Below are 14,771 nucleotides of genomic sequence, written 5' to 3'. Positions count from 1 at the left end.
ATTATGAATATTGCAGAATATTTAGACTCCACTTATTTAAAAACTCCGGAACAGTCCGGATTATCTGTAGTAGAAACATTACAGAAAGACAAAAAACTAACTCAGGAAGCTATCGATAACGGAATTTTTGCCGTTATGATTCGTCCCGACTGCGTTGCTGAAATTAAAAAATATATTAAAGAACGCAATTCTAGTGTTGCTGTAGGAACCGTAATAGGTTTTCCGGAAGGTACAGATTCTATAGAGAGAAAAATTGAAGAAGCCAAAAAAGCAATTGCAGATGGTGCAGACGAACTCGATTTTGTAATCAATTATAAAGCTTATTTGCAACAAGATCTAAACCTTGTGAGGGATGAATTTATAAAATGTACTCTTTTATGCATTCAAAATAAAAAAATTGCAAAATGGATCATCGAAATTGCAGCATTAACCAATCAGGAAATTGCAGATCTGACGAAAAAAATTTCTGAATGGGCAGAAGAAAATTTTGATGAAAAAGACTTAAAAAACATTTTTATTAAATCATCAACAGGTTTTTATAAAACGGAAAACGATAAACCTAATGGAGCAACGTTTGAAGGAATTAAAATAATGCTGGATAATGCTGGAAAATTACCGGTAAAAGCGGCCGGAGGAGTAAGAACCCCAGAAGACGCAGAAAAAATGATTAATATGGGGGTTAAAAGAATAGGAACATCTTCTGCAATATCATTAATTCAAAATAAAATTTCGGAAGGATATTAATAAAATAGTTATAAAATATAAACCCATCAATATTTGATGGGTTTATATTTTTATTGAGCTTGATATTCTGCGTAAAATTCTTTAGCTTCCTGAATGACTGCATCCATTTCCTCTAAAGTAAAAACTTCTAAAAACTTTCTTCTGAAATCTTTGAAATGAGGCACTCCACGAAAATAATTACTATAATGCTGTCTCATTTCTACAAGGCCCAATCTTTCACCTTTCCACTCGGCACTCCATTCTGCATGCTGTCGCACTGCCAATAATCGATCAGAAATGGTTGGTGGATCTAGATTTTCTCCGGTTTTAAAAAAATGCTTAATTTCATTAAAAATCCATGGATAACCAATCGCAGCACGACCAATCATAATACCGTCACAGGCAAATTTATTTTTATATTCCAAAGCTTTTTCAGGCGAATCAATATCACCGTTCCCAAAAATTGGAATTTCTATATTAGGATTTTGTTTAATTCTTGAAATATGCTCCCAATCTGCCTCACCTTTATACATTTGTGCACGTGTTCTTGCATGGATTGTGAGAGCTTTAATTCCTGTTTCCTGCAAACGTTCAGCAACTTCGTCAATATTAATTGTATGACTGTCCCAACCTAAACGGGTTTTTACCGTAACAGGAAGGCTTGTAGACCTTACAACAGCTTTTGTAAGCTTAACCATTAAATCAATGTCCTTTAAAACACCTGCACCTGCACCTTTACAAACTACTTTTTTTACTGGACAACCAAAATTAATATCTACTAGATCTGGATGTACTGTTTCCACAATCCTCGCAGACATCGCCATAGCATCTTCATCACCTCCGAAAATTTGGATTCCAACTGGACGCTCATAATCAAAAATATCGAGTTTTTTACGACTTTTAATAGCATCCCGAATTAGTCCTTCAGAAGAAATAAATTCTGAATACATTAAATCTGCACCATGCATCTTGCAAAGGCGTCTGAATGGAGGGTCACTAACATCTTCCATAGGAGCCAATAAAAGCGGAAATTCCGGCAGCTCTATATCCCCAATTTTTATCATGATGCAAATCTACGAATTTTAAAATTTAAAAGTAAAGAGGATAATTATAGTGTGAAAGAATGATTAAACATACCATATAAATAATTTTATAATAATTAAAATAAATTAAGAATAACAGTCAAAATATCAGTTACAAAATTCAAAAATATATCTTAAATGATAATATTATCTTGGATGAATATTATTAAGTACAATTAAATATCTTACTTAACAGAAATTTGTAAGATAAGAACATTTAAACAATCATTTACCAAGGTAGGATAAAGAAGTACATTTTAAACTGATTAAAACGAAAGAAGTATGGAAATATTTTTCTGACTTTGAACTAAGATTAAACCACTAATGATATAATTGAAAATTCAATATATTTTAAGTGTTTAATGAATGCGTTTAATAGTATTCTTATAGGATTTGGATTGGGATTGATATTATGATTAGTATTTCAATTAAAATAGAATAGAATAGAATAAAATACAATAAAAAAACCTCATACATTTGTGTATGAGGTTTGAAAAAAACTGGCGGCGACCTACTCTCCCGCTTTCGCAGTACCATCGGCGCTAGAGGGCTTAACTTCTGTGTTCGGAATGGGAACAGGTGAGCCCCTCTGCTAAAACCACCCTAAATAAGGTATATAGATTTCAGAGGTTAGATATTAGATTTCAGACTAACTAAAGTCTTGTATCTGATGTCTTATATCTGACATCTTTTTATCGGTAAATTTCATCACAAAGGCAAAACCAGTGTCGCACTTATAAGGCTTGATTTAATGTAAACTTATAGGCTATAAATCTACGGGTAATTAGTACTACTCGGCTATGCTGTTACCAACTTTACACCTGTAGCCTATCAACGTGGTCATCTCCCACGACCCTTAAAAGATGTCTCATCTTGAGGCGAGTTTCGCACTTATATGCTTTCAGTGCTTATCTCTTCCAAACATAGCTACTCAGCGGTGCACCTGGCGGTACAACTGATACACCAGAGGTTTGTTCAAATCGGTCCTCTCGTACTAGATTCAAGCCCTCTCAAACATCTAACGCCCGCAATAGATAGAGACCGAACTGTCTCACGACGTTCTGAACCCAGCTCGCGTGCCACTTTAATGGGCGAACAGCCCAACCCTTGGGACCTTCTCCAGCCCCAGGATGTGACGAGCCGACATCGAGGTGCCGAACCTCCCCGTCGATGTGAGCTCTTGGGGGAGACTAGCCTGTTATCCCCGGAGTACCTTTTATCCTATGAGCGATGGCCCTTCCATACGGAACCACCGGATCACTATGTCCTGCTTTCGCACCTGATCGACTTGTTGGTCTCACAGTCAAGCACCCTTATGCCATTACACTCTACGCACGGTTACCAAGCGTGCTGAGGGTACCTTTGAAAGCCTCCGTTACTCTTTTGGAGGCGACCACCCCAGTCAAACTACCCACCACGCAATGTCCTTCTAAAAGAAGTTAGGCTCCAAGTAAGTAAAGGGTGGTATTTCAACGTTGGCTCCACAAACACTAGCGTGCCTGCTTCAAAGCCTCCCACCTATCCTACACATTACTTACTCAAAGTCAATACGAAGTTATAGTAAAGGTTCACAGGGTCTTTTCGTCCCATTGCGGGTAATCGGCATCTTCACCGATACTACAATTTCACCGAGCTCGTGGCTGAGACAGTGCCCAGATCGTTACACCATTCGTGCAGGTCGGAACTTACCCGACAAGGAATTTCGCTACCTTAGGACCGTTATAGTTACGGCCGCCGTTTACTGGGGCTTCAGTCAAACGCTTCGCTTACGCTAACGCCCTTCCTTAACCTTCCAGCACCGGGCAGGTGTCAGACCCTATACAGCATCTTTCGATTTAGCAGAGTCCTGTGTTTTTGATAAACAGTCGCCTGGGCCTCTTCACTGCGGCCACCATTGCTGATGGCGTCTCTTCTTCCGAAGTTACGAGACTATTTTGCCTAGTTCCTTAGCCACGACTCACTCGAGCACCTTAGGATTCTCTCCTCGACTACCTGTGTCGGTTTTGGTACGGGTTGCTTCACTTCGGCTTTTCTTGGAAGCACTTTCCCTACAGCAACTTCGCCCGAAGGCTAGGTCTTGACTATTCCGTCAGTCTTCAGTAAGTACGGCACTCCGTCCCCTTTTTAGTGTGAGCAAGTATGGGAATATTAACCCATTGTCCATCCACTTCCCCTTTCGGGTGCGCGTTAGGTCCCGACTAACCCTCAGCTGATTAGCATGGCTGAGGAAACCTTAGTCTTTCGGTGAGGGGGTTTCTCGCCCCCTTTATCGTTACTTATGCCTACATTTTCTTTTCTGTCCGCTCCACAATACCTCACGATACTGCTTCGGCGCAAACAGAATGCTCCCCTACCAGATATAATAAATTATAAATCCATAGCTTCGGTAATATGCTTATGCCCGATTATTATCCATGCCGAACCGCTCGACTAGTGAGCTGTTACGCACTCTTTAAATGAATGGCTGCTTCCAAGCCAACATCCTAGCTGTCAATGCAGTTCAACCGCGTTGCTTCAACTTAGCATATATTTGGGGACCTTAGCTGTTGGTCTGGGTTCTTTCCCTCTCGGACATGGACCTTAGCACCCATGCCCTCACTGCCGCAGAACATTTATTAGCATTCGGAGTTTGTCAGGAATTGGTAGGCGATGAAACCCCCGCATCCAATCAGTAGCTCTACCTCTAATAAACTCATTTGCGACGCTGCACCTAAATGCATTTCGGGGAGTACGAGCTATCTCCCAGTTTGATTGGCCTTTCACCCCTACCCACAGGTCATCCGAAGACTTTTCAACGTCAACCGGTTCGGTCCTCCACTTTGTGTTACCAAAGCTTCAACCTGCCCATGGGTAGATCACAAGGTTTCGCGTCTAATCCTACTAACTCAGCGCCCTATTCAGACTCGCTTTCGCTCCGGCTCCGGACCTGAAGTCCTTAACCTCGCTAGTAAAATTAACTCGTAGGCTCATTATGCAAAAGGCACGCCGTCACACCCTATTGGTGCTCCGACCGCTTGTAGGCGTACGGTTTCAGGTTCTATTTCACCCTTCTATTCGAAGTGCTTTTCACCTTTCCTTCACAGTACTTGTTCACTATCGGTCTTTCAGGAGTATTTAGCCTTGGAGGATGGTCCCCCCATATTCAGACAGGATTTCACGTGTCCCGCCATACTCATTTATCATCTATATATACCTTTCGAATACCGGGCTATCACCGTCTACGGCCGCACTTTCCAGTACGTTCTTCTAAATATATAAAGACTTTTGGGCTAATCCGCTTTCGCTCGCCACTACTTACGGAATCTCTTCGATTTCTTTTCCTCCGGGTACTTAGATGTTTCAGTTCTCCGGGTTTGCTCCTCTTACGAGGTAATACATCTTCAATGTATTGGGTTGCCCCATTCGGACATCTCGGGATCTATTCGTGTGTGCCAATCCCCCGAGCTTTTCGCAGCTTACCACGTCCTTCGTCGCCTCTGAAAGCCTAGGCATCCGCCATACGCCCTTAACGATTTCTTTCCTATTTTTAGGTTACTCAAGCACTTATAAGTGCTCGGTTTTCTCTTTGTGATGTCTTTACCGTTAATGTCAATGATCTTATTTTCTTGTACTTAAATAATCAAGTAAAATGTTCTAATGACGGCTCCGTCACTATGTAGTATACATTTCCTTTTATTACCCTCATACATTATACTCTGTACTTTCGTACTTCGTACAATCCGTGGAGAATAAGGGAGTCGAACCCTTGACCTCCTGCGTGCAAGGCAGGCGCTCTAGCCAGCTGAGCTAATTCCCCGCTAGTAGACTTCAGATGTCAGATTACAGACTTTAGACTTTTTTGTCTGATGTCTCTTATCTGATGTCTTCCCGTCTTTTCAATTAGTAGTCTCGGGCAGGCTCGAACTGCCGACCTCTACATTATCAGTGTAGCGCTCTAACCAGCTGAGCTACGAGACTTCATTTAGATTTGAGATAATAGATTTCAGATACAAGACCATTAAGTCTATCTTCTTTTATCTACCATCTTTTGTCTCTCTCCCTATACTAATTTCTAGTGGGTTTTGTATTTTATAATTGATAATCGATGTTGGATGAGTGATTAAGCATCTCTGCTATTATTAATCAATGATCTTTCATCATTTATCTTTTATATATGACAACCAAATAAAAACTAAAGCTTGAACTTTAAGTAAGTTTTTTTTGTACTTGCGTACTTGTTTGTTTAACGTTCTTCAACGCTCTAAAATGAGATGTTCCAGCCGCACCTTCCGGTACGGCTACCTTGTTACGACTTAGCCCTAGTTACCTGTTTTACCCTAGGCAGCTCCTTTTACGGTCACCGACTTCAGGTACCCCAGACTTCCATGGCTTGACGGGCGGTGTGTACAAGGCCCGGGAACGTATTCACCGCGCCATGGCTGATGCGCGATTACTAGCGATTCCAGCTTCATAGAGTCGAGTTGCAGACTCCAATCCGAACTGAGACCGGCTTTCGAGATTCGCATCCAATCACTTGGTAGCTGCCCTCTGTACCGGCCATTGTATTACGTGTGTGGCCCAAGGCGTAAGGGCCGTGATGATTTGACGTCATCCCCACCTTCCTCTCTACTTGCGTAGGCAGTCTCACTAGAGTCCCCAACTGAATGATGGCAACTAGTGACAGGGGTTGCGCTCGTTGCAGGACTTAACCTAACACCTCACGGCACGAGCTGACGACAACCATGCAGCACCTTGAAAATTGTCCGAAGAAAAGTCTATTTCTAAACCTGTCAATTCCCATTTAAGCCTTGGTAAGGTTCCTCGCGTATCATCGAATTAAACCACATAATCCACCGCTTGTGCGGGCCCCCGTCAATTCCTTTGAGTTTCATTCTTGCGAACGTACTCCCCAGGTGGCTAACTTATCACTTTCGCTTAGTCTCTGAACCATAAAGCCCAAAAACGAGTTAGCATCGTTTACGGCGTGGACTACCAGGGTATCTAATCCTGTTCGCTCCCCACGCTTTCGTCCATCAGCGTCAGTTAAAACATAGTGACCTGCCTTCGCAATTGGTGTTCTAAGTAATATCTATGCATTTCACCGCTACACTACTTATTCCAGCCACTTCTACTTTACTCAAGACCTGCAGTATCAATGGCAGTTTCACAGTTAAGCTGTGAGATTTCACCACTGACTTACAGATCCGCCTACGGACCCTTTAAACCCAATAAATCCGGATAACGCTTGCACCCTCCGTATTACCGCGGCTGCTGGCACGGAGTTAGCCGGTGCTTATTCGTATAGTACCTTCAGCTTTCCACACGTGGAAAGGTTTATCCCTATACAAAAGAAGTTTACAACCCATAGGGCAGTCGTCCTTCACGCGGGATGGCTGGATCAGGCTCCCACCCATTGTCCAATATTCCTCACTGCTGCCTCCCGTAGGAGTCTGGTCCGTGTCTCAGTACCAGTGTGGGGGATCACCCTCTCAGGCCCCCTAAAGATCATCGACTTGGTGAGCCGTTACCTCACCAACTATCTAATCTTGCGCGTGCCCATCTCTATCCACCGGAGTTTTCAATATCAAATGATGCCATCTAATATATTATGGGGTATTAATCTTCCTTTCGAAAGGCTATCCCCCTGATAAAGGCAGGTTGCACACGTGTTCCGCACCCGTACGCCGCTCTCTCATTTCCGAAGAAACAATACCGCTCGGCTTGCATGTGTTAGGCCTCCCGCTAGCGTTCATCCTGAGCCAGGATCAAACTCTCCATTGTATGTTTGTCTGACTCACTCAAAGTTTTTTAACGCTTTAGTTTTTCCTTACTTGGTTGTTATATTGTATGTCAATGATCTTTTTTTTTTCCGCTTTTTAACGTAGCAATCTCTCTGTCAGTGTCGCTCCGTATTTGCGAGTGCAAAAGTAATAACTTATTTTTTAATGACCAAATGTTTTTGAAGAAAATTTAAAGTTTTTTTTAATTAACCCTAACTCCCAAACACCCCTATCAATAACGCTCCTACTCTCCCCTAATCGGGACTGCAAAGATAATAACTATTTTTAAAACCACAATCCCTTTTTTAAAAAAAATTAAAGTTTTTTTCGTTACCTCTTTTAAAGCTATTTATCAATTACTCTCCTGCGCTACCTACTTAACTTCCGTTTTTCGGTGCCGCAAAGATAGATATTCATACAAACACAAAACAAATTAATTTAACATAAAATTTACCATTACGTAACACTAAACCCATAACAGCATGGAGATCAGCCACTATTTTTTAAGCTTTGTTTGATTTTTTATTCTAAAGCTAGAAATCTATCACCGTTTGTCTAAATAAACAACCCACAAATAAAGGTAATCAAATAAAAATACCTCCGAATGGAGGTAGATATAAGGTGCGGAAAAGCCAAATTATTTATTCGTCATTTATTCTCAGAATATATCATTCGGAGAAAATCTCCAAAGGATCTGTCTAAAACAGTAATATCACCAGATTTTAGATTGATTCCAGGTTCACCATAATTATTCGAACGAACTCTAATTGATGACATTTGAAAATATTGTGCAGGAGAATGGCTCTGCCCTAAGACTTTAATTGTAGATCCTAACAGTTTTTTGGTGGAGATTACATAGGTTTCTCCCGGAATTGTTTTAATTGTTACAAAAGATCTTGGCTGCAATATAATTTCTGTTTTGTTTACACTAATTTTTTGTGGCTTTACAGATGAAGAAAACAGAAAAATACTGTCTGAAGGCCTTGAAAGTTCTTCTTTACTGGTATAATAAAGCTTGATTTTGTAATTCGCCGGATTAAAAGGCTGCTTTTTTTCATCAATCGTTTCAAAAGGTTGATAGGCAAAAGAATTGGCTCCAATATCTTTTGCTTTTTTGTAAATATTTGTAAAAACAGCAAAATCATCATTGGAAAAACCCTGCACTTCTATTTCGCCTAAATATTCAGCAGCAGAATTATTTTTATCAATCTGAAAAAAATGTTTTTCTTTATTATCATTTGTCTTTTCTACTTTTGAAAGGTAAACTTTCTGGGCATGTAAAAAATAACCCAAAAGAAAAAACAGACACACTGAAATATTTTTAAAGGTCATATTAATTATTATTTAATAGTATTTGGATACAATCTTCAAGGCTATTTTCCCAATGTTTAGGTTCTATTTTATAAATCCGCTCTATTTTATCCAAACTCATGGTACTTCTAACTGGTCTTTTTGCAGGTGTCGGATATTGTGCAGTAGTGAGCTGATTTAATTTAACTGTTGAATTAGAAAATTCTGCTATCTTTTTCGCAAAATTAAACCAAGATGTTTCGGGATAATTTGAAAAATGGAAAACACCAAATTGTTTATTTGGATTCTCAATAATCATCATAATAGCTTCGGCTAAATCGTTTGCATTGGTTGGTTGACCAAACTGATCTGCAACAATTCCCAGCTCATCTTTTTGAGAAAACAAGTTGAGCATGGTTTTTACGAAATTTTTATTGAACTCCGAATACAGCCATGATGTTCTCAAGATAACTGTTTTGGGATTATTTTCTAAAGCGAGTTCTTCTCCCAATAATTTAGACTTACCATAAACGCCCAAAGGATTTGTAAAATCTTCTTCCGAATAGTCTAAATTGGTTTCACCATCAAAAACATAGTCGGTAGAAACGTGAATAAGCACTACATTATATTCCGAACACGATTTTGCAAGATTTTCAACTCCAAAAGCATTTACAGCAAAGGCTTTCTCTTCTTCTTTTTCTGCCAAGTCTACTGCAGTATAAGCTGATGCATTGATGCAAAAATCAGGTTTATGATCTGCAAAAAAACTTTCAACTGCACTGGAGTCTGTAATGTCTAAAGTTGCTGAATCTGTAAATATAAATTCATATTCCAGTTCGAAATCTGGAGATATTTTTCTTATACAGTTTCCAAGTTGACCGTTTCCTCCTACTACTAATATTTTTTTTTGCATGACTTACGAATTTTTGGCATTTTGAGATCTTAAAAACTTAGATCTTGACTGAAAATCTTTCTGTTCTAAATCTACATAAAATTTCCCGAAAGTTTCTTTAATATCTTCGGGATGAACTTCTGATCTTCTCGTTTTTAGATTAAAATAAATAACATTAACCCATAAAACTGCATGAATTGTTTTTTCATCTAAACTTTTCATTAAGATTTCTACTTTAGCCGTACGATCTCCTACTTCGATGGTCTTGCTACTGATTACAACCGAAGTATTGTATCTCACCTCTTTCAAATATGCAATCTCGTTCTGAATAGCAATCCATGTACAACCTGTACGTTTTGTATATTCTTCATAGGTAAATCCGTAAAATGTCTCCACATGATCTTCTCTCGCATTGAACATATATTCGAGATACTTTACATTGTTTAAATGACCGATTGGATCGCAATCGCTGAACCTAACTTTTACCGTAGTTGAAATTTCTTTTTCCATACCACAAAAATAAAAAAACCACCTCTAAAAAGAGATGGTTGGTTTATAAATGTTTGTTAATTCCTAAAATTATTGGATACCCAATTCTTTTTTTACCGCAGCAGTTGCATCTGGACCTGCTTTATAAAGGAATGCTGTAGAGTTAGCATCCATAATATAATCATAACCATTTGCTTTAGCAACTTTTTCTACTGCTTCATTCAGTTTTTTCTCAAGCGGTGCGAAAGCTAAATCCTGCTTAGCCTGTAAATCCTTTTGAGCTTTTTCCTGCATTTGTTGAATTTCTTCAGCTAGTTTTTTCATTTCTGCTTCTCTTGCTGCATTTTCATCAGCTGTTTTTTTCGGAGCTTCTGTTTGGTATTGCTGAAATTTAATTTGAGCAGCATCAGCTTTTTTCTTAATCTCGGCCTGTTTAGTATCTAAAAATGTTTTAAGATCAGCATCTGCTTTCTTTTTCTCCGGCATCGCGCTAAGAACTCCTATCACATCCATCGTAGCTATTTTTTGAGCTTTTGCCATACCTACAGATACAACCATCATGACTGCTGCAAATAATACACTTAATTTTTTCATAATTGGTAAATAAATAATTTAATTTGTTTTTAGATTTTAAATTTAAGTAAAAGTTAAGTTCTATAAAAACTTTTACTATTTTTTATTAGTTTTCTTTTCTTTTTCGGTTCCTTTTAAAAGAATATCTAACACTTTGTCTGTGTAATCATATCTTTTTTGAAGAAAAATTACATTTACATCATTGCTTTTGTCAAAAACTATACCTAATCCATTTTTTTCAGACATCGCTTTAATTGCCGTCCAAATTTGATCTTGAAACGGCTGTACCAAATTGGTTCTCAATTGTGTAACTTCACCATTTTTTCCAAATCTTAAACTGGTTGTAGTTTTAATACTTTTATCGAGATCCAAAACTTCTTTTTCTCTTAGCTTAAGCTGATCTCCAATAAGCAACACTCTTTCATTTTCAAAAGCAGATCTTTTTTGCTCATACTCGGTTTGCAATCTTTGCAAATCCTGTTCCCAGGTATCAATCTGAGCTTTTAATCTTGCTTCAGCTTCTTTATATTCCGGCATATTTTCCAAAATATACTGGGTATCTACAACGCCCATTTTCTGTGCATTGATTAACCCGCAAGACAAAATCGCTAAGGCTAAAAAAAGTGTTTTCAGTTTTTTCATTTTATAATGATTGGTTCATTAGGAAGTGTGTTTTGTTTCCGGACACATCTCCATTGATTGTTTTATCAAATCCGTACGCAAAGTCAAATCCAATTAAACCAAATGCCCCCATATAAACTCTCACCCCTACACCAATAGATCTTTTTAACTGGAATGGATTGTATTTACTCCACGTATTCCACACGTTACCTCCTTCTGCAAATGTAAGTCCGTAAATTTTTGCAGTTTGATTTAATGAAATCGGATATCTTAACTCTAACGTAAATCTGTTGTAAATAGTACCTCCTCCTCTTTGAGTAATATCTTGTGGCTGACCTCCATAAGTGGAAGCATTTTCGTAACCTCTAAGCGGAATAAGTTCTCTACCATCAAATCTACCTCCGAAAAGCCCTGTACCCCCTACATAAAATCTTTCGAAAGGTGGTGCTCCCAGTTGTTTATTATATCCATCCATAAAGCCCATTTCCGCAGAAGATCTTAAAACAAGTTTTCCTACTACTTCATTATAAACATCTGCTTTGAACTTAATTTTATAAAACTCCATCCATTTGTATTTATCAACAGGAGTCATGGTAGAATAATCTTTATTGCTGAATAAAGAGTAAGGCGGAGTAAATTTACCCGACAATTCTATATTAGAACCTACTGTTGGGAAAATTGGATCTATACCAGCAGAGTTTCGGCTTAAACCTATATTTAAACTTAAGTTATTTGCATTTCCATATAACTCTGTACTATTTCCGAATTCAAAAGGGTAATTACTGAAATTATATTTTTGATATTGAATACCTGTATATAGAGAAAAATAATCGTCTGGCCATCTCAAATATCTGTTTAGACCTACTGTTGCAGAAAAAATATTAAGTCTTTGATCCGGACCTGAATATTGTCTGTAATTTACTCTAGAGTTATTTAAGCTGACAGACAATGCTGTTGGTTTTGTTCCAAACAACCAAGGTTCTGAAAATGAGATACCATAGTTTTGAAAGTATTGTCCTGCCTGAGCCTGGATAGACAATGTTTGCCCATCTCCCTGTGGTACAGGTCTGAAGTCTTTAAATTTAAGAAAGTTCTTCAAAGAGAAATTATTAAATGTAAGACCTAATGTTCCGATAAAGCTGTTTCCACCGTAACCTGCCTGAAGCTGTACTTGTGAAGATCCTTTTTCAACCAATCCCCAGTTTACATTTACAGTATTATCCTGAACTTGTGGATCGATATCATATTTAATTTGTTGAGGATCAAAGAATGACATTGATGCAAGATCGAAATATGTTCTTTTGATATCTGTTTTCTTAAACAATTCTCCCGGTTTAGTTCTCAAAGCTCTTAAAACTACATGATCATGAGTGGTTGTGTTACCAGACCATGTTACTTTATTCCAAGTAGCTTGTTCTCCTTCATTAATTCTGATTTCTAAATTAACAGCATCACCATTAACTGATTTTTCAATCGGAGTTACATTGGAGAAAAGGTAACCATTATTCATGTACAGAGATCTAAGATCGGAATCGTCTTCTTTACCTCCATCTTCACCAACCTTTTTGTTGAATCCAACTGCGTCGTAAATATCACCTTTCTTATATCCCAATAAACGCTGAAGATATTCTGTAGGGTAAACTGTATTTCCTACAAAAGTAATATCTCCAATATAATATTTTTTACCTTCTTCTAGTTTTACATTGATTTCGAAATTGTTCTTTTTGTTTCTCCAAACAGAATCTGAAACAATTTTTGCATCTCTATATCCTAAAGAATTATAATAATTAATTAGATTACGCTTATCTTCCTGATATTTTTCTTCTACAAATTTTGAAGATTTTAAAATACCTCCAATACCAAATCTTTTTTGCTTAGTTTCTTTAAATGCTTTTTTTCTAAGCTTTCTATCGGAAACGTTTTCGTTCCCTTCAAACTCAATATGGCTTATTTTGATTCTTTTTCCTTTGTCTACATTAATAGTCCAATCCACAAGATTAGGATCACTGGCATTTATCTTATCCTCAATGGTAATTTTAGCATCAGCAAAGCCTTTTTTTACGTAATCTTTAGGAATATTGGTTTTAAGACTAGAAATTAGATTCTGAGTAATTTTTGTCCCTGGCTTCAGATTATTATCCTTAGCTAACTTTTCGTTTTTAGATTTACCAATTCCTCTCCCGACAAATTTCACTTCGCCGAGTTCTTTTAAATCTTCAAGATGAAATTTTAAAACAACCGTTTTGCCTTCAATACTTTCGATATATACCTCTACTTCTGAGAAAGACTGAGTATCCCAAAGTTTTTTTATTGCATTACTGATTTTCTGCCCCGGAATATCTACTTCTTCACCTTTCAGTAACCCTGTAAATCTTAAAATCTGCGCAGGAGAATATTTTTTCACCCCATCTACCACAATATCTTTCAGAGTGTATGTTCCTGTTTGGTTTTCTGCAAGGATAGTGGTATTATTTACCTTTGTACTATCTTGTGGAGTTGCCTGTCCATAAAAATGTGCAGAAGCCGCAAACATAATGATGGGTAATAGTCTAAACTTCATTTTATCGTAATCTTTCTTTTCTTAAAATTTACTGGATTTGAACTTGATCGCCGGTAAGACCGTATCTTCTTTCTTTGTTTTGATAATTTACAATACATTGGAAGAAAATATCTTTAGTGAAATCTGGCCACAGAACGTCTAAAAACTGAAGTTCTGCATAAGCTATCTGCCAAAGGAGAAAATTGCTGATTCTAATTTCACCACTTGTTCTTATAAGAAGATCTACAGGCGGAAAATCTTTTGTATAGAGATAATCTTCAAAAAGATTCTCATTAATATCATCGATTTCTACCTTACCATCTTTAACATCTTTACTGATATTTTTAACAGCATTGAGTATCTCATTCTGAGACCCATAGCTAATTGCCAAAACCAAATTACCTTTTGTGTTTTCTTTGGTAAGATCTACCACTTTTAGCAACTGATCCTTTACCAGAGGCGGCAGATTATCTAAATTTCCTATGACATGCATTCTCAATCCTTTGTTGAAAATCTCATCTGCTTCCAGCAAAAGTGTTTCTGTAAGCAAAGTCATCAGAGTATTAACCTCATGTTTAGGTCTTTTCCAGTTTTCAGATGAAAATGTGTATAGAGTAAGATATGGTATATTTATTTCGTTACACGCATTAATGGCATTTCTTACCGCACTAATAGCATTCTTATGACCGAAAGTCCGCTCCTCTCCTCTGGATTTTGCCCATCTTCCATTACCATCCATAATTATGGCAACGTGTTTCGGCAAATTCTCAGAATTAATCTTTTCTTTTATTAATGACATCTTT

Annotated in this window: 9 protein-coding genes, 2 tRNA genes and 3 rRNA genes; 1 reads left to right on the top strand and 13 read right to left on the bottom strand. The window is 37.8% G+C overall.

Features of this window, described 5'->3' with window-relative positions; genetic code table 11:
- Positions 1-744 (top strand): deoxyribose-phosphate aldolase, encoded by a 744-nt coding sequence (deoC, locus tag MTP08_RS01750; protein WP_243577709.1) that lies wholly within the window; start codon positions 1-3, stop codon positions 742-744.
- A gap of 50 nt (positions 745-794) precedes the next feature.
- Here deoC and dusB read toward each other — a convergent pair whose 3' ends face one another.
- From dusB to MTP08_RS01685, 13 genes are all read right to left on the bottom strand, one after another.
- The gene (gene dusB, locus MTP08_RS01745; protein WP_243576799.1) at positions 795-1,787 is read right to left on the bottom strand and encodes a tRNA dihydrouridine synthase DusB; all 993 of its coding nucleotides are present in this window, start codon (positions 1,785-1,787) and stop codon (positions 795-797) included.
- 516 nt (positions 1,788-2,303) lie between these two features.
- Positions 2,304-2,411: ribosomal RNA gene (gene rrf / locus MTP08_RS01740) — 5S ribosomal RNA — on the bottom strand.
- A gap of 158 nt (positions 2,412-2,569) precedes the next feature.
- Positions 2,570-5,324: ribosomal RNA gene (locus MTP08_RS01735) — 23S ribosomal RNA — on the bottom strand.
- 203 nt (positions 5,325-5,527) lie between these two features.
- Positions 5,528-5,601 (bottom strand) — tRNA-Ala (locus tag MTP08_RS01730).
- Between the two features lie 87 nt (positions 5,602-5,688).
- A tRNA-Ile gene (locus MTP08_RS01725) sits at positions 5,689-5,762 on the bottom strand.
- A gap of 286 nt (positions 5,763-6,048) precedes the next feature.
- Positions 6,049-7,565, bottom strand: a 16S ribosomal RNA gene (locus tag MTP08_RS01720).
- Together the 16S, 23S and 5S rRNA genes with 2 tRNA genes alongside form the textbook arrangement of a ribosomal RNA operon.
- Before the next feature lie 647 nt (positions 7,566-8,212).
- The gene (locus MTP08_RS01715; protein WP_243576798.1) at positions 8,213-8,896 is read right to left on the bottom strand and encodes a hypothetical protein; all 684 of its coding nucleotides are present in this window, start codon (positions 8,894-8,896) and stop codon (positions 8,213-8,215) included.
- 1 nt (position 8,897) lies between these two features.
- A complete protein-coding gene (gene rfbD, locus MTP08_RS01710) occupies positions 8,898-9,767 on the bottom strand; it encodes a dTDP-4-dehydrorhamnose reductase (RefSeq protein WP_243576797.1) in 870 nt (289 codons plus the stop codon).
- A gap of 3 nt (positions 9,768-9,770) precedes the next feature.
- Positions 9,771-10,256, bottom strand: coding sequence for an acyl-CoA thioesterase (locus tag MTP08_RS01705; RefSeq protein WP_243576796.1), 486 nt, complete (start codon positions 10,254-10,256; stop codon positions 9,771-9,773).
- A 69-nt stretch (positions 10,257-10,325) separates the two neighbouring features.
- On the bottom strand, positions 10,326-10,829 hold the full coding sequence (locus MTP08_RS01700) for an OmpH family outer membrane protein (RefSeq protein ID WP_243576795.1): 504 nt from the start codon (positions 10,827-10,829) through the stop codon (positions 10,326-10,328).
- Positions 10,830-10,904: 75 nt separating this feature from the next.
- Positions 10,905-11,450, bottom strand: a complete 546-nt coding sequence (locus MTP08_RS01695) for an OmpH family outer membrane protein (RefSeq protein ID WP_243576794.1) — start codon at positions 11,448-11,450, stop codon at positions 10,905-10,907.
- 1 nt (position 11,451) lies between these two features.
- Positions 11,452-13,989: an outer membrane protein assembly factor BamA gene (gene bamA / locus MTP08_RS01690; RefSeq protein ID WP_243576793.1), complete on the bottom strand. Its 2,538-nt coding sequence runs from the start codon at positions 13,987-13,989 to the stop codon at positions 11,452-11,454.
- 28 nt (positions 13,990-14,017) lie between these two features.
- Positions 14,018-14,767, bottom strand: coding sequence for an isoprenyl transferase (locus MTP08_RS01685; RefSeq protein WP_243576792.1), 750 nt, complete (start codon positions 14,765-14,767; stop codon positions 14,018-14,020).
- Positions 14,768-14,771: the final 4 nt, after the last annotated feature.

This window comes from Chryseobacterium oryzae, from assembly GCF_022811665.1.
Lineage (GTDB): Bacteria > Bacteroidota > Bacteroidia > Flavobacteriales > Weeksellaceae > Chryseobacterium > Chryseobacterium oryzae.
Note: the sequence above shows the minus strand (reverse complement) of the source record. Positions and strands in the feature narration are given on the sequence as shown.